Here is a 22,541-nt window from a genome sequence, read left to right as displayed (position 1 = left end):
CTCGCGCAAGACCTCAGCCCTGCAGCATCGCCATCAGCCGCGCCTTCTCGCCGCTGTCTTCGGGGCGGGAGAGCGCCTCGGCCAGCGCCTCCAGCGAGGCGATGTTGTGACCGGCGCGAAAGCTGTCCACATGCGGCAGCATAGCACGGATGCCCTGCGCACGGGGCGCAAACCCCTCCCAGCGCATCAGCGGGTTGAGCCAGATCAGGTGGCGGGCAGAGCGCTGCAGGCGCTGCATCTCGCGGCTCAGATCCTCCGGCGCGGCACGGTCGAGCCCGTCGGTGACCAGCAGAACCACCGCGCCCTGCCCCATCACCCGGCGCGACCAGTCGCGGTTGAATCCATGCAGGCAATCACCGATGCGGGTGCCGCCCTCCCAGTCCTGCGCTTCCGCCCCGGCGGCGGCGAGGGCCGCATCCACGTCGCGTTGCCGCAGATGGCGGGTGATATTGGTGAGGCGGGTGCCGAAGGTAAAGCCATGCACATTGGCCCAGCCCTGTGTCTTGCGGCCGCCGCGCGCATTGGCGACAGCATGCAGGAACTGCAGCACCATACGGCTGTATTGGCTCATCGACCCGGATATGTCGCAGAGCACGACCAGGTTCGGATATCGTGTCGCGGGGCGCGTCAGAGCGATCCGGTGCAGCTCGCCGCCGGTGCGGCAGGCGGCACGCATCGTGCGCCGCCAATCCGCCCGCGCGCCCAGCGGTGCCGGCAGATGGCGGCGCGTTTTCATCGGCTTGACCGGCAGGGTAAGGCGGGCCAGCATGCGCTTGGCCTGTTCCAGTTCAGCGGTGCTCATCTGCTCGAAATCCAGCGTCTTCAGCCGTTCCTCAGCCGACAGCGTCAGGGAGGCGTCGATTTCGATCTCGGTGCCCTGCTCCTGCGACTCCTCCGGCAGATCCTCGGGCAGCTGCCCCTGCAGCAGCGCCTGGGCGGCGCGTTTTTCGGCCGGTTTCGCAGCGCGCTCCTGCTGCACACCGCGGATCGCTGGCAGCATCGCCGCCATCATATGTTCCAGATAGCGCGGGTCGCGCCAATAGAGCCGGAAGACCTGCGCAAATACCACGCGCTCTTCGGGGCGCGACACGAAACAGGCATGCAGGCACCAGTAGAAATCCCGTCGCGAGGTAAAGCCCGCCGCCGCCACCGCTTCTACCGCGCCCATCACCCGACCGGTGCCGACCTTCAGCCCCGCCTTGCGCAGGGCGCGGGCGAAATGTGTGAGATTGGCCACCAGCTTCGGGTGCTCCGGCAGGACAAGCGGGGCATAGTCTGCCATCAGCCCCGACGGGGGCCTTGCCCCCGCACCCCCAAGGTATTTTCAAAAAGATGAAGGCTCATGTCAGCCCTCCGGCAGCGCGGCACGGGCCTGGTCGAGCAGGCGCTTGGCCTCGGAGCCCTGAAGTTTTGCAATGTCGTCCTGATACTTCAGGATCGCGCCCAGCGTGTCGGAGATGACCTCGGGGCTGAGCGTCACCACGTCGAGCGCCAGCAGGCAGTTGGCCCAGTCGATGGTCTCTGCCACCCCCGGTTTCTTGAACAGATCCTCGGTGCGCAGGGCCTGCACAAAGGCCACCACTTCGCGGCTGAGGGTCTCGGCGGCCTGCGGGACGCGGGCGTGCAGGATTTCCAATTCGCGGTCGAAGTCCGGATAGTCCACCCAATGATAGAGGCAGCGCCGTTTCAGCGCGTCATGCACCTCGCGGGTGCGGTTGGAGGTCAGGATCACCGTTGGCGGCTCTGGTGCCTTGATGGTGCCCAGCTCCGGGATGGTGACCTGAAAATCCGAGAGCGCCTCCAGCAGGAAGGCCTCGAAGGGTTCATCCGTGCGGTCCAACTCGTCGATCAGCAAAATCGGCGCGCCGCGCGTATCGAGCTGCATCGCCTGCAGCAGCGGGCGGGCGATCAGATACTCCTCGGAGAACAGCTCCGCCTGCAGCGCCTGACGATCGGCGCTGCCGGTGGCCTCCGCAGTGCGGATCGCCACCATTTGTGCCGCGAAGTTCCATTCATAGACGGCGCTGGCGGCATCCAGCCCTTCGTAGCATTGCAGCCGGATCAGGGGGCGGCCGGTAACGGTGGCCAGAGCCTTGGCGATCTCGGTCTTGCCAACCCCGGCTTCGCCTTCCAGAAACAGTGGCCGGCCCAACCGCGCAGACAGGAACACCACCGTCGCCAGCGCCCGACCACAGACATAGCCCGCCTCGGCGAGCTGTGCCTGCACCGCGTCGATGGAGTGAAATCCGCCCTGCTCCGTCATGTCGCCCCTCCCGTTGCTTGCGACCAAGAGGCCACGCCCGCAGCGGCGCGTCAAGCGGAGGGGCTGCAACAGATCGTCAGTTCCCCGTCGCCGGAGATTGACGACACGCGCCGGCGGGTGCAACAAGTCAGACGCGTCGGAAGATCCGGGCACGCGGGCGGCGTGGACGAGGGGAAGGAACAGCGACATGCGCATCACTGCGGTGACCTGCGTCAAGAATGAAGGCCCGTTCCTGTTGGAATGGATCGCCTACAACCGCCTGATCGGCGTGACAGATTTCCTGTTCTACTCCAACGATTGCACCGACGGCACTGATGCGCTGCTGGACGCGCTGGCCGCGCGCGGCGGTGTCAGCCATCTGCCCAACCCGGCACAGGGGCGCGCCTATCAGATGGAGGCGCTGAAGGACTGCGCCCATCGCCCCGTCGTTCAGAACGCCGACTGGCTTTGGATCGCGGATGTGGACGAGTTCCTGAACATTCACGTGGGCGATCACAGCATCCCGGCGCTGATCGACGCCTGTGACGATCCGCAGGCCATATCGCTCAGCTTCCAGTTCTTTGCCAGCGGCGGCATCGAGGCCTTTGAGGACCGTCCGGTGATCGAACAGTTCACCCGCTGCCACAATCCAGACATCTGGTGTGGCGAGACGGCGATCGAGGTCAAAACCCTGACCCGCAAGGACTTTCCGCTCGGGTACTACGGCGCGCATCGCCCATTTCTGAAGAAGAACACCGCTGCGGATGCCCGCCCGCGCTGGTGTGATGGCGGTGGGCGGCAGGTGCAGCACCGATTTCTGGTCGCCGCCAACCCGCGGCGCATCCGCAAGTTCCCGGCCAAGGGCGCGCGCGCACTGGCAACACTCAACCATTACGCGCTGCGCTCGCTCGACAGCTACCTGGTCAAGAACGACAGAGGCGATGTGAACCGCGAGAACCGCGCCTTTGACGACACCTATTGGCGTGAGCGCAATGATCCCGTCTGGGAGGACCGCTCGATCCTGCGCATGCTGCCCGCGCTACACACCGCGCTGGATGAGATGAAAGCCGACCCGGAGATCGCACGGCTGCATGCGGACTGCGTCGCACGGCACGTGGCGCGACGCGATGAGTTGCTGACCCAGCCCTCCTATCAGGCCATGCGGAAGCAGCTGCAACGCGCCTCTGTCCTGCCGCCGCAGGAAGAGGACATGCTGACACGGTTGGGGCTGCTGTAGTGGCCGTGAGCATCATCAACCTCGGCCTGCCCAAATCCGGCACCACCACGTTGAAACACGCGCTGGACCGGGCCGGATATACCGTGGCCGATCACCGCATCAAGGCGCGCGAGACCCCGGATGACCCCGCGGACCGGGTCTTTGTCGGGGCGCTGATGTATGAGGGGCTGTATAAATACGGCGACCCGCTGGCCCTGCTGAAAGACTATGATGCGCTGACCGAAGTGAGTTTTATCTACGGTGGCACCTCGGTCTGGCCGCAATGTGACCATGCCATGTTGCTGGCGCTGCGCAAACTGCACCCCAAGCTGTGTTTCATCGCCACCCGACGCGCCACCGAGGAGTTGGCGCGGTCCATCATGCGCTGGAACAACCTTGGCAAACTGCGCATTCCGTTGTCGACGGTTCCGGGCCTGCCCGTGGGCTATGGCCATGAGGTCGATGAGCAAATGATCTGGATCGATGGCCATTACGAGGCGCTGACCCATTGGTTCCGCACGGACCCGCTGTATCTGGAGCTTGATGTGGCGGCGCCTGATGCGCGATCTAAGCTGGAGCGATTTCTGGGCTGCGACCTGCCGTGGTGGGGGCAGTCCAACATCAATCCCGAAGACCGTGACACGCCGGAAACGGGTGCGGAACCGGCAGAACAGAAAGACACGGACTGATGCGGATCTACTTGCATATTGGTGTTCACAGAGCGGCCAGTGAACGGTTGCAGGCCGTTCTGGCCGACAAGCGCGACCTCTTGATGAGCCGGGGCGTGATGGTGCCACGTGCTGCAGGCCCAAAGAACCACACCCGCCTTTTCATGGCCGTCACCGATCCGGATCACGTGGATCCCCTGCGCTACAACCGGGGCTTTATCGGGGCGGCCAAACAGGCCGAGCTGCGCGAGGGGCTGATGGAGGCCCTGCGCACGGATGTGGCAAAGCACGCCCCGCATACGCTGATCCTGAGCGCCTATCAGCTTGGCACGCAGCTGTCGCGCCCGAGCGAACTGGCGCGGTTGAAGGCGTTGCTCGTGCCGCTGTCGGACGACATTCGCATTGTTGCGCATCTGGAGGCACAGGCGCGCCTGTTGCCCGAGGTCTTTGCCGAGCAGGTTCAGGAGGGCCGCGCAAACGGTCTGGCGCGCGAAGTGGAACTGACGCGGGAAGACAGCTGGTGGGCGGCGGCACTGGACACGCTGCCGCCAGTGGACCCGCAGGCCGGCCAGTTCGAGGAAACCCAGGGCGCCCCCTACTGGCTCGATTATCAGGCGTTGCAGACGGTCTGGGAAGAGGTCTTTGGCCCCGGCTCCGTGGCCTTTCGCAGCTATGACGCGGCGCTGTTCGACAGTGCCGAGGTGACGGACGAGATCTGCGCCGCCTTTGACATCGAAGGGCAGATTGGCCGCGCCGCCCCGGCGAAACCATCGCCGCCGGCCTCTGCCGCCTGGCTGACGCGCGGACGACAGTTCAACGCGCTGCTGCTGAAACTGCTGGCGCAGGGCAATCACATCCTGCCGCGCAAGCTGTGGCGGCAGATGATCCAGGACCTGCATGTGGACGGCCCGCCCATCGATCCTGCGCGACTGGGCGCAGTGACGCGGTTTTTTGCGGCGGACAATGCGCGGCTCTGCGCCGTCCATCCGGACCTGTCGCCAGACGTGTTCGAGGTCGCCGCCTCGACCGAGGATTGGGTGGAGGCCGACCCGCAAATGGGGTTTCGCGCCTCGCAATACCTGCTGGCCTTCCTGCACCGGATCGAGAAGGCAACAGCGGAGGAACGCGCCGCACGCGAGGGTGATCTTCTGGCGCACCAGAGCGCTCGCGCGGCGCAGGACAGCGCAGCGGGTGCCGCCCCCTCGGCCAAGGGGCGCCGGTTGTTGCCCCCACTGGCACTGAAGAACTTCGCGATGTTGCAGGGCTCTTCGTTCAAACCGCATGATCGCCTTGGTCAGGTGGACGAGACGGCGCAAATGCCCCCCTATACGGAGGTGGCCCCGCGCAAACTCCCAAAAGGGCAGAGCGGCAATGTCATCGTTGGCTGCATGAAGGATGAGGCGCCCTATATCCTCGAATGGGTGGCCTATCACCGCATGATTGGGGTGGATCATTTCCTGATCTACACCAACGGCTGCAGCGACGGCACCTCGGAGCTGCTGGACCGCCTGCAGGCGCTCGGCATCCTGCAGCACCGCAACAACGACAACTGGAAGGGCAACTCCCCCCAGCAATATGCGCTCAATCAGTCGCTGAAAGAGCCGGTCATCAAACAGGCGGACTGGGTGATCCATATCGATGTGGATGAGTTCATGAACGTGCGCTGCGGCAATGGCACATTGGCGGATTTCTTTGACCATGTGCCGGACGCCACCAATGTCGCGATGACATGGCGGTTGTTCGGCCACAATGGCGTCACCACCCTCAATGACCGTCCGGTGATCGCGCAGTTCGATCATTGCGCGCCGAAGTTCTGCCCCAAGCCGCATACGGTCTGGGGCTTCAAGACCATGTTCAAACCCATTGGCGCCTATAAGAAAATCTCCTGTCACCGGCCCAACAAGCTGGAAGAGGACAAGCGCGCGCAGGTGAAATGGGTCAATGGCTCCGGTCAGGACATGACGCAGGAGGTGGCGGACAACGGCTGGCGCAGCTCGAAAAAATCCATCGGCTATGACCTGCTGCAACTGAACCACTATGCGCTGCGCTCGGCCGAGAGTTTCCTGGTCAAACGCCAGCGCGGCCGGGCGCTGCATGTGGATCGCTCGATCGGGCTCAACTACTGGATCCGCATGGACTGGAACGACCATCGTGATGTCACCATTCAGCGCAACCTGCCGAGGATGCAGGCGGAACTGGCGCGGCTGCTGGAGGACAAGACCCTGCGTGATCTGCATGAGGCCGGATTGGCTTGGCACCGCGCAAAAGCCGCAGACCTGCATCAGGTGCCGGAGTTCGAAGAGCTTTATCGTCAGGCGCTGGAGATCGACATCACCGCAACCGAACGCGTGGCCTGGGCGCTCTCGCTGGACCTGGAGAGCTGATGATGCGCACGTTGGCTGTTTTGACCGTCCGCAACGAGGCCGCCTATCTGCTGGAATGGCTGGCGCATCACAAGGCGGTGGGGTTTACGGATTTCCTCGTCTTATCCAACGATTGCGACGATCAGACCGTGGCGATGCTGGATCGGCTGGACGAGCTGGGCCACCTCGCGCATGTGGAAAACACCGGCCCCTTTGACAAGGGCGGTATCCAATTCACCGCCATGAAACGTGCCGACAAGCACCGGCTGACCAAACGTGCCGACTGGATCATGGCGCTGGATATCGACGAGTTCGTCAACATCCACGCGGGCAAGGGCCAGATCAGCGATCTGCTGGAGGCGCTGCCGCAGGCCGACGCGATCACGCTCACCTGGCGGCTGTTCGGCAATGCGGATCAGGTCCGCTATCAGGGTGAGCGCGTCACCGACCGCTTTACCCGCGCCGCCCCTGCGGTGATGCACTGGCCGTGGCGCGCGTCGATGTTCAAGACCCTGTTTCGCAACTCCGGCGTCTACCGCAAGATCGGCATCCATCGCCCCCGCAGCGTAAAGGACGACGACGCGCTGGACCACTATCGCTGGTTCGACTGCGTCGGACGGGAGCTGATGGGGGATTTCAAAACCAAACGGGTGTTTTCCAACTACGGGCAGGACAATTACCGGCTGGCGCAGCTCAACCACTATCCGCTTGGCGCGATGGAGAGCTATGTGCTCAAGGCGGATCGCGGTCGCGCGGTCCACTCGGATGATCTGCTGGATATCGACTACTGGGTGGAACGCAACTTCAACACCGAAGAAGACACCTCGATCAGCCGATACCGCCCGGCCCGCGACGCCATCCTGGAGATGTTCCTGGAGGACGCGACTCTGACAAAGCTGCATGACCGCGCGGTGCAATGGCGCAAGGACCGCTTTATGGAGCTGATGCGCGCGGAACCCTATCGCGCCCTGTTTGGCCGCTTGATGATGACGCCGCAGTCGCGCCCCATCAACCAGGTCACGGGACGCACGCTGGCAGGGTTTGCCATGTTGGGACGACGCGCAGCACAGGCGGGCGGCAGCAATGACAGCGGAAAATCTCCCCCCAAGGACGACAGCTGAGCATCATTTACCCCCGGCTTGGCAACAATCGTCGACAATTGGGCCAAGCTTTTTCTAAATTTAGCCTCAATCTGCGCCTACTTCTGTCGGTGAACAAAGCCGACAAACGGGTGGCAGGTGGCGCGTATGCAAGACGACACAGATATCCTCGAGCAAGACCTCTCCGGGTTGAAGCCCGCCGAATGGCAGGCGCGTCTGGCGGAGATGGCCGAGGAAAACGGCATGTATCAGCCGCTCGGGGATCGGCATTTTGCCACGTTCATTGATCAGGGCAACACCCTGCTGGTGACGTTCGAGAGCCGTCAGGGCATCGAGAGTTTCTCCGAGACTGCGCAGCCGCTTGGTTTTGATCTGGTCAAGAATCTGGGCTGGTCCCATCTGTGCCTAATATCCGATGGTGACACCTGGTTCCGCGAAGCCCGCATCTATGGCTTCTTCGATCAATTGATCGACGATGGCTTCTTTGAAGAATTCGACAATGTGGTCTTCTACGGCGCGGGCCCCTGTGGCTACGCGGCGGCGGCGTTTTCCGTTGCCGCCCCCGGTGCCACGGTGGTGGCCATTCAGCCGCAGGCCACGCTGGACCCGCGTATGACCGAATGGGACGACCGCTTTGTCGAGATGCGCCGCACCTCCTTCACGGACCGCTACGGCTATGCCCCGGATATGCTGGATGCCGCCGATCAGGCCTTTGTGATCTTTGACCCCTATCAGTCACTGGACGCGATGCATGCCGCATTGTTTGCGCGTCCCAACGTGACCCGCCTGCGCATGCCCTGCATGGGCGATGCGATCCAGACCCGGCTGATTGAGATGGAGATCCTCTATCGGATCATGTCCCTGGCGGGCAGCGGACGTCTGACGGCCCAGTCCTTCCACCGGCTGGCACGCGCGCGGCGCGACAATAATGTCTATCTGCGCAATGTGCTGAACCGGCTCGACTACCTCGAACGTCCCTATCTGAACGTGCTTCTGTGTCGGAACGTCAATGATCGCCGCCGAATGCCGCGCTTTCGCCGCCGCCTGCGCGATCTGGAACGCCGCGGCGCGGAGGGCGAGTTCCGCCTGCCCCCCGGCACGGTACTGCCTCAGGAAAAGTCCCAGACCGACAGCGGGCATTAACCCGCCTTCCCAAGCTCATGGCGCTGTGCTAACGCCTGCGCCATGACCCAGAGCCTGACGATCACCCGCCCCGACGACTGGCACCTGCACCTGCGCGATGGCGACATGCTGCGCGCGGTGCTGCCGGAAACAGCCCGCCATTTTGGCCGCGCCATCATCATGCCCAACCTCGTGCCGCCGGTTGTCACCGGCGCGCAGGCCGCCGCCTACCGCGACCGTATCCTCGCGGCATTGCCCGAAGGCATGATGTTTGAACCCCTGATGACGCTCTACCTTACCGAGGATACCGACCCGCAGGATGTGGCCGCCGCCCATGCTTCCGGTCTGGTCAAGGCCGTGAAGCTCTACCCGGCCGGGGCCACCACCAACTCCGCCTCCGGAGTCACCAATTTCGATAAGGTGCGCCCGGTGCTGGAGAAGATGGCAGAGATCGGTCTGCCGCTTTGCACCCATGGTGAGGTCACCGACCACGACATCGACATCTTTGACCGTGAAGCGGTGTTCATCGACCGGGTTCTGGACCCGGTCCGCCGCGCCACCCCGGGCCTGCGCGTGGTGATGGAGCATATCACCACCAAGAATGCCGTTGATTACGTCCACTCGCAGGAGACGGACCTCGGCGCGACGATCACCACGCATCACCTGATCATCAACCGCAATCATATCCTGGTGGGCGGGATCAAGCCGCATTACTACTGCCTGCCCGTCGCCAAGCGCGAAGAGCACCGCGTCGCCCTGCGCCAGGCCGCCACCTCCGGCGATGCACGGTTCTTCCTGGGCACCGACTCGGCGCCGCACACGGATGCCAATAAGCTGCAGACCTGCGGCTGCGCGGGCTGTTTCACCGCCACCAACACCATGGCGCTGCTGGCCCATGTGTTCGAAGAAGACGGCGCGCTGGAGCAGCTCGAAGGGTTTGCCTCAAAGAACGGCCCCGCCTTCTATCGCCTGCCGGAAAACGACAGCCAGATCACCCTGACGAAACAGGGCGCCCCCGTCGCTTTCCCGGAACAGGTCGACACGCCGGACGGCCCGGTCACCGTCTTTGATCCCGGCTTTGCGGTGCATTGGACCGTCGCCTGATTTCATCTTCTTGATAAATATCCCCGCCGGAGGCTCCCGCCCGCGCCTCTGGCACTCTGCTCTCGAAGGATACGCCATGATCCCCTCCTCCTACCCGTCACCCGAAGAAATCGCCCGCCTCTCCGCCCGGATGCTGCTGGAAATCGGCGCGGTGAACTTCAACACCGATGAGCCCTACACGCTGGCCTCCGGCCTGCCCTCGCCGAGCTACATCGACTGTCGCAAGCTGATCTCCTTCCCGCGCATCCGCTCCACATTGATGGATTTCATGGCCGTCACAGTGATGCGCAACGCCGGTTTCGAGGCGTTTGACAATATCGCTGGCGGCGAAACCGCAGGCATTCCCTTTGCCGCCTTGGTAGCAGAACGTCTCGCCCTGCCGATGACCTATGTGCGCAAGAAGCCAAAGGGCTACGGCAAGAATGCCCGCATCGAAGGCGCAATGAGCGAGGGCGAACGGGTGCTGCTGGTAGAGGACCTGACCACGGACGGCGGCTCCAAACTGTCCTTCGTGGATGCAATCCGCGAGACCGGCGCCACCTGCGGCCACACGGCGGTGATCTTCTACTATGACATCTTCCCCGAAACCACCAAGACGCTGGGCGATCACGGCGTCGAACTGCACCACCTGTGCACCTGGTGGGATGTGTTGGCAGAGGCCCGCGCGCAAGCGAGCTTCAGCACACAAACCCTTGATGAAGTAGAGAAATTCCTGCGCGATCCGCGCGGCTGGCAGGACGCAAACAAGAAAGCCTGAGGAAAACTTCACCCCCAAGGCTACGGATTTCTGTGGAAAAGGCCGCCCCGAATCGGAGCGGCCTTTTCCATATCATGTGGCTGCCACCCCAACCGCACACCATATGAAGAAGCTGTTGAGGCATAATCCGACGTTTCGAAAAATTGCCCACATCCGTCTCTGCGGTTATCCTCAATTCATCCACAGGGATTTCCAGATGGAAATCAGGTCCGGTTCCAGCGTAGAACACGAGCCTATCACAAGAGAGCAGACATGAACGAGATCACCTCCTTTAACGGCGATCCACAGCCGCCCGCGTCACCAGACTCCAGCGGCACGGCAGGTGAAGCACAGGCATCGGAATTGCCCCACTCCGTCGAGGCGGAACAGCAGTTGCTGGGGGCAATTCTCACCAACAATGACGTCTACGACAAGGTCGCCTCGATCATCAATTCCTCGCATTTCTACGATCCCGTGCACGCCCGGATCTACGAGGTGGCGGCGGCGCGGATTTCCAAGAACGCGCTGGCCTCGCCGGTGACGCTCAAGGCCTTCATGGAGGACGACCAAGGGCTGCGCGAACTGGGTGGGCCGGCCTATCTGGCCAAACTGGCCTCGGCCTCGATCTCGGCCTTTGCGGTGCGCGACTATGCGCAGATGATCTATGATCTGGCGATCCGGCGCGAGCTGATTGCCCTCGGCCAGACCATCGCCGACAAGGCACGCCGGGTCGATGTCGCCTCGGAACCCAAGGAACAGATCGTTGAGGCGGAACAGCAGCTCTATTCGCTGGCCGAACAGGGCCAGACCGAACAGGGCTTCAAATCCTTCTTGCGCGCGGTGACCGAGGCGGTGAATGTCACCAACGAGGCCTATCAGCGCGGCGGCGGCATGGCCGGGATCTCCACCGGGCTGGATGATCTCGACAAGCAGCTTGGTGGCCTGCACCCCTCGGACCTGCTGATCCTTGCCGGACGTCCCTCGATGGGGAAAACCTCGCTCGCCACCAACATCGCCTTCAATGTCGCCAAGGCTTATAAACGCGGGCTGAAACCGGATGGCAGCGAAGGCGCACTCGATGGCGGCGTCGTCGGCTTCTTCAGCCTGGAGATGTCAGCCGAACAGCTGGCAGGCCGGATCCTCGCCGAAGCCTCGGAAATCTCCAGCCACAAGATCCGTCAGGGTGACATGACCGAAGAGGAGTTCCGCCGCTTCGTGCAGGCCGCCAAGGACCTCGAAAGCTGCCCGCTCTTCATCGACGACACGCCAGCGATCCCGATCTCGCAGTTGGCCGCCCGCGCCCGGCGCCTGAAGCGGACCCATGGGCTTGACCTTCTGGTGATCGACTATCTGCAGCTCTGCCGCGGCATGGCCGAAAACCGGGTAAACGAGATTGCCGAGATCTCCATGGGCATGAAAGCCATCGCCAAGGAGCTGAACATCCCCGTGGTCGCCCTCTCGCAGCTGTCGCGTCAGGTGGAAAGCCGCGACGATAAACGCCCGCAGCTTTCGGACCTGCGGGAATCGGGCTCGATCGAACAGGATGCGGACGTGGTGATGTTCGTGTTCCGCGAGGAATACTACAAGGAACGCGAAAAGCCCGGCGATCACGAACTCGACAAGATGGAAGAGTGGAAACAAGCGATGGAGCGCCTGCACGCCAAGGCCGAAGTCATCGTCGGCAAACAGCGTCACGGCCCCATCGGCACGGTGGAGTTGTCGTTCGAGGCGCAGTTCACCCGCTTCGGCAACCTTGCCAAATCCTGGCAACAGCAGCCCGACGGCTACTGAGCGCAAGGCCGCTCCGGGGCCTCTGCCCTCCCCTTCATCTTTTCAAAAATATCTCGGGGGAGGCCCATCGGGCCGGGGGCAGCGCCCCCTCCGCGCCCGCAAACACAGCGCAACAGCCCGCCCAAAGCCACACCGCTGCGGTTTCCCCCTTGACCCCGGTGGCCTCCATGTCATGAACGACGCATGAGTACGGCACGTTTGAAAATCAACCTGGATGCGCTTGCGATCAACTGGCGCAATCTGGATGCCAAGACCGGCTGCGAGACCGCAGCGGTGGTCAAGGCGAATGGCTATGGTCTCGAAGCAGGCCGCGTCGGCAAGGCGCTGGCACAGGCTGGGGCCCGCAACTTCTTTGTCGCCATCGCGGAGGAAGGCATCGCCCTGCGCCGCGCGATAGGCCCCGGTCCGGGGATCTCGGTGTTTTCCGGCCATATGGAGGGCGACGCCAAGCTGCTGCGGGACTTTCAGCTGACGCCGATGCTCAACTCGCTGGACCAGATGCTGCGCCATTTCGAGGCGCTTCCGGGCCATCCCTTTGGCGTGCAGCTCGACAGCGGCATGAACCGGCTGGGTATGGAGGCCGCTGAATGGATGGCGGTGCGCGATATCGCGCTGGATCAAAACCCGGTCCTCTTGATGTCGCATCTGGCCTGTTCGGACGAGCCCGGCCACGGCATGAACCCCTATCAGCTCAAGAACTTCATCGAGATGACCGAGGGGCTGAACCTGCCCCGTTCTCTCGCCGCCACCGGCGGGCTGCTCTTGGGCCGCGATTATCACTTTGACCTCTGCCGCCCAGGCATCGGCCTTTATGGCGGTGCGCCCTATAGTGACGCGCTGCCGGTGGTCGAGCTGGAAGTGCCGGTGATCCAGACCCGCGACCTCGCCCCCGGCGAAAGCGTCGGCTACGGCAACACCTGGATCGCACAGCGCGACACCCGCATCGCCACGCTGGCCGCCGGATACGCCGACGGTCTGCACCGCGCCTTTCAGCGACAGGGCATCATGGCCTATGCGGGTTCCACCCCCTGTCCCGTGGTGGGCCGTATCTCGATGGATCTGATCACCGTCGACGTCACCGAGCTCAACGAGGTGCCGCCTTACCTGAGCCTGATGAATGAGGCGCAAACGGTAGATGTGCTGGCCAATGCCGCCGATACCATCGGCTACGAGGTGCTGACCTCGCTTGGCAACCGCTATGCGAGGACCTACAGCGCATGACCCCCGCCTCTGCCCTTGGGATGATCGGCCGCACGTCGCTGGGCCGCCTCGCCGCCCTCGGGCGGATCACCCGCTTTGCCGCCTCGACTTTCAGCCACATGATGCGCCCGCCGTTTTATCCGCGCGAGTTCCTGCTGGCTTTGCTGCAGGTCGGGTGGCTGTCCCTGCCCGTGGTGGCGCTGACCGCGATCTTCACCGGCGGCGCGCTGGCGCTGCAGATCTACGCAGGTGGCGCACGTTTCAACGCCGAAGCCGTGGTGCCGCAGATCGTCGCCATCGGCATGGTGCGCGAACTCGGCCCGGTGCTGGTGGGCCTGATGATCGCGGCGCGGGTGACCTCGTCGATTGCCGCCGAAATCGCCACCATGAAGGTGACCGAGCAGATCGACGCGCTGGTAACGCTCTCTACCAACCCGATGAAATACCTCGTCGCCCCGCGTGTGCTGGCAGCCCTGATCACCGTGCCGGTGCTGGTGGGTGTCGGCGATATCATCGGCATCATGGGCGGCTATGTGGTGGCCACCGAGACGCTTGACTTCAACGCCGCCGCCTACCTCAAGAACACCGTCGATTTCCTCGAACTGCGCGATATCGTCTCGAGCTTGGTCAAGGGCGCGGCCTTCGGCACCATCGCCGCCCTCATGGGCTGCTACTACGGCATGCAGTCGGGCCGCGGCGCGCAGGGCGTGGGACAGGCCACCAAAAGCTCGGTCGAGGCCGCCGCCGTGCTGATCCTCGCCGCCAACTTTGTGCTGACCGGGGTGTTTTTCTCGCTATGACCCAACCGATGATTGAAATGCGCCAGGTCGCCAAGGCCTTTGGCTCGAACGCGGTGCTGCGTGGTGTTGACCTCGATGTGGCAAAGGGGTCCTCAACGGTGATCATCGGTGGCTCCGGCACCGGCAAATCAGTGGCGCTGAAATGCATCCTTGGCCTGATCGAGCCGGACACGGGCGAGATCCGGGTGGATGGTAAGCCCGTTGGCCAGGGTGATCGTGATGCCTTCCTGTCTCGCTTCGGCATGTTGTTTCAAGGCGGCGCGCTGTTTGACTCACTCCCGGTTTGGCAAAATGTCGCCTTTCGGCTGCTGCGTGGTAGCCTCGCGCGCCCCAAGGACGAGGCCCGCGAGATCGCCATCGAGAAACTGCGCCGTGTCGGTCTCAAGGCCGATGTCGCCGACCGCCTGCCCGCCGAACTGTCCGGCGGCATGCAAAAACGTGTCGGCCTTGCCCGCGCCATTGCCGCCGAGCCAGAGATTATCTTTTTCGACGAGCCCACCACCGGGCTGGACCCGATCATGTCAGGCGTCATCAACGACCTGATCCGTGAGATCGTCGTGGAGATGGGCGCCACCGCCATGACCATCACCCACGACATGACCTCTGTGCGCGCCATTGCCGACAATGTCGCCATGCTGCACGGCGGCAAGATCCGCTGGACCGGCCCGGTTGCGGAGATGGATCAGTCGGGCGACCCTTACGTGGAGCAATTCATCTCCGGCAGTGCGGAGGGGCCGATCGAAGCGGTGCGCTAGAGGGGTATTTTCCCTGTTTTTTAAAGAGTGATTTTTATGAATTTAAACGTATTGCTCAGCGATATGCTCGCTGCCGTATTGGCCCCGATTGTCGAAGGCATTCTGAGCCTATTTGCCGCCTTCGCCAGTCTGGTCGCAGAAATTCTGACACCGGTGCTTGCACCGATTTTCTCCCCCATTGTTGAAGTGATCGTCTGGGTCTACTTGGCCCTGTTTGCCGCATTCAGCCAATTGGTCTGGGGACTTATCGGGCTCGCGGGTCTCGCGCGTCACGCACGCGGAGTTTCATTTGCATTCTTCGCTCTTGCCATTGCAGGCACGGTTTATCTTCTGACGGGCATTGCGCTTGTTTTCGTAGAGGGCGCTCAGGACGTGCTGAGCAACGCCTATAGCACCAAATCGGTTTTGTTCACTTTCGCAAGCATTCTAGTCGCGGCAGCGATCGGCTCATGTTTGCGCAACGACCCATCGGCCCCCAAGCCAAAAGAGCGAACTGATCCCCCAGACGACGCGCCTCCGATAAGCACGTCTCACACAGGGGCTGGCACCCGCCCCCGCGCATATTTGGTCGGCGTGGGTCTAACAATTGGAGTAGGTATCATGGGTCTTTGGATCTACAACAACATGGTGGCAGAACCCGAAAAACGCCCCTGCACAAAGACAGAAACCGCCATCATCGTCGCCGAGCGTATTCTCGCATCGCGATCTGACGAAAAAAGCAACTTTGATACGGAGGGATTGAAGTGTCGGCTTCCATGACGGCGAGCAGCGCGCGAGAAAAAGCACCTCTTCTGCTCCGCCTCGCCACCCTTTCTTTGCTGATCCTCTATCCGATCGCCTGGTTTGCCCCTCTGATGCGGGCAGGAATCTTGCCGATCTTCGGCCTCAGCGAAATCTCCGTCATCACCGGCCTGCAGAGCCTCTGGGGCAGCGATGTCGCTCTGGCGCTCACTGTCACCGCATTTGCACTCTTCGCGCCCTACCTCAAAACCATCGGCCTGGCGCTGGTCCAGTTCCGCCTGCTGGATGCGCGCAGTCTGCCGGCGCTCTCCGTCCTCGGAAAACTCGCCATGGCGGATGTCTTCCTGATTGCGCTCTATATCACTCTGGCAAAGGGCATCGGCTACGCCACGATCGAAACCGCCTGGGGGCTCTATCTTTTCACCGCCTGTATTCTCGCCTCGATTACCCTGTCGATCTTGACCGAACGCCAGATCCGCCGCGCGTCGCCAGCGGGTCAATGACGGCCCATGGGCCGCCGCGCGCACGCGCGGTCGCAGATCATTGAGGCGCTTGCGACGTACCCTTACACTGGCGATGGCGCGTTCAGGGCAGACCTGCCCCTGAACCGCTTCTCAGCAGATCCTTTCCTTGCCCATCGCCAACCGACACGCTGCTGGTGTCACCGCGCAGCGCAGCTGCGCCGGGCCCAACAGGAGCAGATCATCTCTGGATGATCGCCCGACTGGCGGGAGCGCCCCCTTGCGGATGCGACGGAGGGGCCTCGCCCCCGGCCCTCCCCAGACCGCGCTCGGGATATGTCCGGTCAGAAAACGCATCCAACACCCACTTGAACAAATCGGAAACATCTGCCACATCTCCCCCCATGGCAAAGACATCTTTCTCCTGCTCCGCGTGTGGGGCCTCTTATTCGAAATGGTCCGGTCGCTGCGAGGGCTGTGGCGAATGGAACTCGATCTCCGAGGATAAGGGGCTGACCTCCGCAGGGCCTGCCAAGAAATCTCTCGGAGCGATGCGGGGCAAGCGGGTGCCGCTTACTAATCTGGCCACCCAGGAAACCCCGCCGCCGCGCACCCATTGTGGCGTCGCAGAACTGGACCGGGTGCTGGGTGGCGGGCTGGTGGAGGCCTCGGCGATCCTCGTCGGCGGTGATCCCGGCATCGGCAAGTCAACGCTGCTGCTGCAGGCGGCGGCGCAGTTTGCCCATGCGGGGCTGAAAACCATCTATGTCTCGGGCGAGGAAGCCTCCGCCCAGGTGCGCATGCGGGCGCAACGGTTGGGGCTGGCCGACGCGCCGGTGAAACTGGCGGCGGAAACCAATCTGCGCGATATCCTGACCACGCTGGAGGCGGAAAAGCCGCAGCTGGCAATCATCGACTCCATCCAGACCATGTGGGCCGACAATGTCGACAGCGCGCCGGGCTCCGTCAGCCAGGTGCGTGCCGCCGCGCATGAGCTGACCACATTCGCCAAGGCAAATGGGGTGTCCATCGTCATGGTTGGTCACGTCACCAAGGAGGGCCAGATCGCCGGCCCCCGCGTGGTGGAGCATATGGTCGACACGGTGCTCTACTTCGAGGGCGAGCGCGGCCATCAGTTCCGCATCCTGCGGGCAGTGAAAAACCGCTTTGGTCCCGCCGATGAAATCGGCGTGTTCGAGATGACCGGCGCCGGGCTGGCGCAGGTGCTCAACCCCTCGGCGCTGTTTCTGTCGGAACGCGGTCAACCCTCGCCCGGGTCGGTGGTCTTTGCCGGCATCGAGGGCACCCGCCCGGTACTGGTGGAGATGCAGGCGCTGGTGGCGCCCTCACCCCATTCACAACCGCGTCGCGCCGTGGTGGGCTGGGACAGCTCACGTCTTGCGATGATCCTGGCGGTGCTGGAGGCGCGCTGCGGCATTCCCTTTGCCGGGCTCGACGTCTATCTCAACGTCGCCGGTGGCATGAAAATCACCGAACCCGCAGCCGACCTTGCAGTGGCCGCCGCACTGTTGAGCGCGCGTGAGGACACGGCACTTCCCTCCGATACGGTGATTTTTGGCGAAATATCTCTGTCCGGTGCCCTCAGACCGGCCCCTCAGACGGAAAACCGGTTGAAAGAAGCGCAAAAACTTGGTTTCACGGCGTCGATCGCTCCGAGTGGCGGCAAATCCGTATCCGTCCCCGGCCTGACCCTGCGCCCGGCCTCTGACCTCACAGGATTTGTTGGCGAATATTTCGGAGCAGGCTAAAAGGCCACTCAAGGTATTTTTCGCGGGCAAACAGGCGAGGGACATGGAAGGTTTCACCATTATCGACGGCGCGGTAGCGCTGGTCATCGTAGTTTCGGCACTACTCGCCTATGCGCGCGGCTTTGTACGCGAAGTCATGGCCATCATCGGATGGGTTGCGGCAGGTGTGCTGGCTTATATGTTCGCCCCCCAGGCAGAACCGCTCATGGCGGAGATCCCGGTGGTGGGTGAGTTCATCGCCGACAGTTGCGAATTGTCGCTGATCGCGGCGTTCTTTGCGGTCTTCGCGATCGCATTGATCATCGTCTCTTTCTTCACGCCACTGCTGGCGGGTCTGATCCAGCGCTCGGCACTGGGGGGGCTTGATCAGGGGGCCGGGTTCTTCTTTGGCGTCCTGCGCGGCATCCTCCTCGTGGTGATCGCCTTCTTCGTCTATAATGTGGTGATGACCGGTCAGAGCTTTACCATGGTCGACGAGAGCCGCTCTGCCGCAGTGTTCAACCAGGTGATCGGCAAGGTCGAGGAACAGAACCCCGAGCAAGCGCTTGGCTGGGTTACTCAGAAATACGAAGACCTGATCTCGTCCTGCGAAGGCTGACGGTCCCACACATACGAGATTAAAACGGGGCGCCCTCATCGGGCGCCCTTTTTCGTGCGGCGCGATGCCAGCGCGTATCCGCAGAGCGATCCCGGGCCCGAGCCCGGATATTCACAGAATTTTGCAGAAACTGCCCGATTGCTCCCCCTTGAAGAATCGATTCTGCGTCCCGCCGTGGCTGTGTGAAAAACTTGCGAATATCCTTAACAACTCCTTAATTTGCACCAGTAAGGCCGTTAACCTTTGGGAATGACTGTGTTTTTCGCACCTCAAACCCGCTTCGGTACCGAAACTGTCCCAAGCCTGCCCCATTCTTGTCCCAATTCGGGGGCCAATTGAGATCAACGAAGGCAAAAAGCCTCGCCGCTCTCAGAAGGGACATTTGGACATGCTGCTGGATCACACCACCGCGTTTACAGACTATCAGCCGGTTGACCTGCTTCTGGACCTGCGTTTGCACGACGCAGAGGATCAGGCCGCCGCCCGCTCCCGTCCACAACAGGGCGGTGTGCTGCCCGGCACCCTGATCGAGACCGAATGCGGCTTTAAACAAGCCCGTGCCCTGCGACCAGGTGACATGGTGCAAACCTTTGACGGCGGCCAGCGCGAGGTGGTGACCATTCGTCATTCCGTGCCGCGCCTCACTGCGATGGTGCATGTACCAGTCGGCGCGCTTGGCAATGACGCAGCCCTTGAGCTGCCCTCCGATGCGGTTGTGGCGGTCTCGGGCGATATTGCTCTCGATCTCTTTGACCTTCCGGTTGTGACCGTGAAGCTGGTGGCCCTGATCGGCCACAATGGCATCAGCACCGCCCTGCCCCAGCGCCTCGCCCGGATCCACATCGGATGCGCCGAAGAAGAACTGCTGTGGACCGAAGGTGGCCTGGTGCTGAACGCCGGAGAGCCAGAAGACGACGGGTTCTACAGCCTGCTGTCGTTCACCGAGGCGCGCCAGATCGTGGCTGCGGGTCGCGAAGATCACAGCGCATGCGAGATCGCGGTCGAAGTGACCTCGGACGAGGACGGCGATGATGCCGCATTCCTCGGTCTTGATGCGGCGCCGCTGCCCGCCTTTGACCCCATCGACCTGCTGTTTGGCCGCTACGCCGCGTGATCGAACAGCCGCCACGGACACCTCCCTTCACGTTCTGATTGCGCGCCAGCGCGCCACGGGCCGCCTCAGGTCGGAAATCCTGCCCGGATCTGCGCGACTTTGTGATCCTTTGATGACATTGCCCGCGAGACAGCCTATGTGAGGGCCGTCACTGTTCGACAGGATTCGGAGCCAAACCCGCTGTGTTGACCCGGTACTCAGCTGACCTGCGCCGCCCCTCGCGTGTTGCAGGATCTGCCCTTCTGGCACCCAACAGCCGCAGTGCAGCCCGCGTTACCGCCGCGCTGCGCCCCACTGGCTCCGCCTTCCCGTTCACGAGAAACCTTCTACATCATGACCCGGCGCATCGCACCGCGGTCCTGGCCTGTGACGTTCCCGTCGCGGCCTCTGTCGCCACAGCCTCCGGGCTGTAAGCAAAACGAACGATTATATTGGAGCCTCGCCATGTGCGGTATCTTGGGCATCGCAAGCAGAACCGAACAAGTGTTTGCGGAACTCTATGACGGGTTGCTGATGCTTCAGCACCGTGGCCAGGATGCGTCAGGCATCGTCACCTACGGCGACGGGTTCTTCCGCGAACGCAAAGCCAACGGTCTGGTCAAGGATGTGTTCGGCGCAAAGGATGCCGAAACCCTGCAGGGTCGTGTTGGCATGGGCCATGTGCGCTACCCCACTGCCGGGTCGCTCTCTGCAGCCGAAGCGCAGCCGTTCTTTGTGAACGCGCCTTATGGCATCTATCTGGTGCACAACGGCAATATCACCAATACCGAGCAACAGCGCGCCAAGGTCACCGGCAAATACAGCCGCCACCTGCGCACCACCTCGGATTCCGAGATCCTGCTGAACGTGCTCGCCGACAAGGTGGCAGACGCGATCAAGGTCAACGGCAACGCCGATCCGATCCGCAACATCTTTGCCGGGGTGAAGATGACGATGGAGCGCGTGCAGGGCGCCTATTCCGTGATCTGCCTGATTGCCGGTGTTGGCATGCTCGCCTTCCGCGACCCGCACGGCATCCGCCCTCTGTCGGTGGCCCAACGCGACGCAGAAGGCGACGGGGATGATTATGCCTTTGCCTCCGAAGACGTGGCTTTTGGCATCAACGGGTTCAAGAAACTCCGTGACCTGAAACCCGGCGAAGCGATTCTGGTGGATCTGGAGGGCAACAAGCATGAGTTCCAGGCGGTCGAAGGCAAGCTGACGCCCTGTATTTTCGAATATGTCTATCTGGCCCGCCCCGATTCCATGCTGGACGGGATTTCGGTCTACAAGACACAGATCCGCATGGGCGAAGCGCTGGCAAAGCAGATCGCCGACTCCGGTCTCGATATCGACGCCGTCATTCCGGTGCCCGACAGTGCCCGCCCCGTTGCGCTGGAGGTCTCCAACTCGCTCGGCATCCGTTACCGCGAGGCGCTGGTGAAAAACCGCTACGTCGGCCGGACCTTCATCATGCCCGGTCAGGAAGAGCGGCAAAAATCGGTCCGGCGCAAGCTGAACGCCATTCCGCTGGAGATGAAGGATCGCAATATCCTGCTGATCGATGACTCGATCGTACGCGGCAACACGATCAAGAAGATCGTACAGATGTGCCGCGAGGCTGGCGCCAAGAAGGTCTACATCGCTTCCGCCTCGCCGCCGGTGAAACACCCCAATGTCTATGGCATCGACATGCCGACGAAACACGAGCTGATTGCCAATGGGCTGAACCTCGAGGAGATTCGCGAGGAACTGGGCGCCGACGCCCTGTTCTACCAGAAACTTGAGGATCTGGTCTGGGCCGCCAAGGAAGGCAATTCAGAGATCGAGCAGTTCGATTGCTCCTGCTTTGACGGTCAGTATGTCACCGGATCGGTCAGCGAGGACTACCTGAACACGCTTGAGGGCAGCAGCCGCGTCAGCAAGAAAATCAAGGACATGCCCGATGCGGGCAAATCCTGGAACGGCGCCACGCTGGCCAGCTGATCGGGCAGATCGCGGGTCATAGCCCAAACAGGGGCTGCGACCTGAGTGGCGCACCATGCTCAGCGATTGCACTTTGCGCTCAACAGGCGTAATGGAGCGGCGCAAACACCGCCAATGGCGCTGACCCGCACAGGTCAGCGCCTTTCTCTATTTGATTTTCGAAAGGGGCGCCTTCTTGGACGCGCATCTTGCCCGTATGCTGAGTTCTTCGCGTCAGTGCCGCTGCTGCGGCGGGACCTTTGCTCAGCTCCTCAGCCTCTCCTGCGACCGGCCCGACATCGTGCCGGCGGATCTGCAGGTGCAGGACAACACCGCCATCTTTGTCTCAGAAGGCGATGTGCTGACCGAGGATTTCTGCCGCTTCGGAAGCCTGCGGTTCCTGCGTGCGGTGCTGGCCATTCCGCTTGCGGATTCGCGCGGTGAGGAGTTCATCCTCGGCACCTGGGCCGGTGTCAGCGAAGACGTCTTTGACGAATATCTTGACCTGTTTGAGCTGCGCGAGGGTGAGAGCATGGGCAGCCAACCCGCGTGGCTGTCGAACCAGATCCCGCCCGAGAGCGGCGGCCCGCTGGCCTGCATGCTGCACATGCGCCCCGAGGGGCAATATCCGGAGCTGCAGGTGTCCGAGGTCAATCATGATCTCGCCCGGATGCAGGAGCTGGGTCTCGATCTCGAAGAACTGCTGGTCTTCCTGCACGCCTATGGGCACGATCTTGCCTCTCTGGTGTATGACGCCTGAGAACAGGCGTTGTTCTGCGCATTGAGCCGCCTGGCGTCGGCTGCGCACCGCCGGGGC

20 protein-coding genes are annotated in these 22,541 nt (G+C 62.6%); 18 read left to right on the top strand and 2 right to left on the bottom strand.

Features of this window, described 5'->3' with window-relative positions:
- Positions 1-13: 13 nt before the first annotated feature.
- Together CLV89_RS09615 and CLV89_RS09610 are read right to left on the bottom strand one after the other, a co-directional pair.
- Positions 14-1,282, bottom strand: a complete 1,269-nt coding sequence (locus CLV89_RS09615) for a vWA domain-containing protein (RefSeq protein ID WP_106163432.1) — start codon at positions 1,280-1,282, stop codon at positions 14-16.
- A gap of 63 nt (positions 1,283-1,345) precedes the next feature.
- Positions 1,346-2,263, bottom strand: a complete 918-nt coding sequence (locus tag CLV89_RS09610; RefSeq protein WP_106163431.1) for an AAA family ATPase — start codon at positions 2,261-2,263, stop codon at positions 1,346-1,348.
- A gap of 187 nt (positions 2,264-2,450) precedes the next feature.
- On the opposite strand from CLV89_RS09610, the gene CLV89_RS09605 reads away from it, so the two are divergent.
- From CLV89_RS09605 to CLV89_RS09515, 18 genes are all read left to right on the top strand, one after another.
- A complete protein-coding gene (locus CLV89_RS09605; protein ID WP_106163430.1) occupies positions 2,451-3,479 on the top strand; it encodes a glycosyltransferase family 2 protein in 1,029 nt (342 codons plus the stop codon).
- Positions 3,479-4,147 (top strand): sulfotransferase, encoded by a 669-nt coding sequence (locus CLV89_RS09600; protein ID WP_106163429.1) that lies wholly within the window; start codon positions 3,479-3,481, stop codon positions 4,145-4,147. Before CLV89_RS09605 ends, CLV89_RS09600 begins: the two co-directional genes overlap by 1 nt.
- Positions 4,147-6,510 (top strand): glycosyltransferase family 2 protein, encoded by a 2,364-nt coding sequence (locus tag CLV89_RS09595; protein ID WP_106163428.1) that lies wholly within the window; start codon positions 4,147-4,149, stop codon positions 6,508-6,510. The genes CLV89_RS09600 and CLV89_RS09595 overlap by 1 nt, the downstream gene beginning before the upstream one ends.
- A gap of 2 nt (positions 6,511-6,512) precedes the next feature.
- Positions 6,513-7,610, top strand: a complete 1,098-nt coding sequence (locus CLV89_RS09590; RefSeq protein ID WP_106163485.1) for a glycosyltransferase family 2 protein — start codon at positions 6,513-6,515, stop codon at positions 7,608-7,610.
- A gap of 126 nt (positions 7,611-7,736) precedes the next feature.
- Positions 7,737-8,732 carry a phosphoadenosine phosphosulfate reductase gene (locus CLV89_RS09585; protein WP_106163427.1) on the top strand — a complete coding sequence of 332 codons (996 nt, stop codon included), beginning with the start codon at positions 7,737-7,739 and terminating at the stop codon, positions 8,730-8,732.
- A gap of 42 nt (positions 8,733-8,774) precedes the next feature.
- Positions 8,775-9,815: a dihydroorotase gene (pyrC, locus tag CLV89_RS09580; RefSeq protein WP_106163426.1), complete on the top strand. Its 1,041-nt coding sequence runs from the start codon at positions 8,775-8,777 to the stop codon at positions 9,813-9,815.
- 76 nt (positions 9,816-9,891) lie between these two features.
- Positions 9,892-10,572, top strand: a complete 681-nt coding sequence (locus tag CLV89_RS09575; protein WP_106163425.1) for an orotate phosphoribosyltransferase — start codon at positions 9,892-9,894, stop codon at positions 10,570-10,572.
- A 252-nt stretch (positions 10,573-10,824) separates the two neighbouring features.
- Positions 10,825-12,342: a replicative DNA helicase gene (locus CLV89_RS09570; RefSeq protein ID WP_106163424.1), complete on the top strand. Its 1,518-nt coding sequence runs from the start codon at positions 10,825-10,827 to the stop codon at positions 12,340-12,342.
- A gap of 183 nt (positions 12,343-12,525) precedes the next feature.
- Positions 12,526-13,563 (top strand): alanine racemase, encoded by a 1,038-nt coding sequence (gene alr / locus CLV89_RS09565; RefSeq protein ID WP_106163423.1) that lies wholly within the window; start codon positions 12,526-12,528, stop codon positions 13,561-13,563.
- Positions 13,560-14,342, top strand: a complete 783-nt coding sequence (locus CLV89_RS09560; protein ID WP_106163422.1) for an MlaE family ABC transporter permease — start codon at positions 13,560-13,562, stop codon at positions 14,340-14,342. Before alr ends, CLV89_RS09560 begins: the two co-directional genes overlap by 4 nt.
- 8 nt (positions 14,343-14,350) lie before the next feature.
- The gene (locus CLV89_RS09555) at positions 14,351-15,097 is read left to right on the top strand and encodes an ABC transporter ATP-binding protein (RefSeq protein WP_106163421.1); all 747 of its coding nucleotides are present in this window, start codon (positions 14,351-14,353) and stop codon (positions 15,095-15,097) included.
- Positions 15,098-15,133: 36 nt separating this feature from the next.
- On the top strand, positions 15,134-15,856 hold the full coding sequence (locus CLV89_RS09550; protein WP_133166712.1) for a hypothetical protein: 723 nt from the start codon (positions 15,134-15,136) through the stop codon (positions 15,854-15,856).
- Positions 15,853-16,341, top strand: coding sequence for a paraquat-inducible protein A (locus CLV89_RS09545; protein WP_106163419.1), 489 nt, complete (start codon positions 15,853-15,855; stop codon positions 16,339-16,341). Before CLV89_RS09550 ends, CLV89_RS09545 begins: the two co-directional genes overlap by 4 nt.
- A gap of 362 nt (positions 16,342-16,703) precedes the next feature.
- Positions 16,704-18,068 carry a DNA repair protein RadA gene (radA, locus tag CLV89_RS09535; RefSeq protein WP_106163417.1) on the top strand — a complete coding sequence of 455 codons (1,365 nt, stop codon included), beginning with the start codon at positions 16,704-16,706 and terminating at the stop codon, positions 18,066-18,068.
- Between the two features lie 43 nt (positions 18,069-18,111).
- Complete coding sequence (locus CLV89_RS09530) at positions 18,112-18,666, top strand: CvpA family protein (protein WP_106163416.1); 555 nt, start codon at positions 18,112-18,114, stop codon at positions 18,664-18,666.
- Positions 18,667-19,054: 388 nt separating this feature from the next.
- Positions 19,055-19,780: a Hint domain-containing protein gene (locus CLV89_RS09525; protein ID WP_106163415.1), complete on the top strand. Its 726-nt coding sequence runs from the start codon at positions 19,055-19,057 to the stop codon at positions 19,778-19,780.
- Between the two features lie 444 nt (positions 19,781-20,224).
- Positions 20,225-21,745, top strand: a complete 1,521-nt coding sequence (gene purF / locus CLV89_RS09520) for an amidophosphoribosyltransferase (RefSeq protein WP_106163414.1) — start codon at positions 20,225-20,227, stop codon at positions 21,743-21,745.
- 175 nt (positions 21,746-21,920) lie between these two features.
- Positions 21,921-22,484: a DUF2199 domain-containing protein gene (locus CLV89_RS09515; RefSeq protein WP_106163484.1), complete on the top strand. Its 564-nt coding sequence runs from the start codon at positions 21,921-21,923 to the stop codon at positions 22,482-22,484.
- Positions 22,485-22,541 lie beyond the last annotated feature (57 nt).

It is taken from the genome of Tritonibacter scottomollicae (assembly GCF_003003215.1).
GTDB lineage: Bacteria > Pseudomonadota > Alphaproteobacteria > Rhodobacterales > Rhodobacteraceae > Epibacterium > Epibacterium scottomollicae.
Note: the sequence above shows the minus strand (reverse complement) of the source record. Positions and strands in the feature narration are given on the sequence as shown.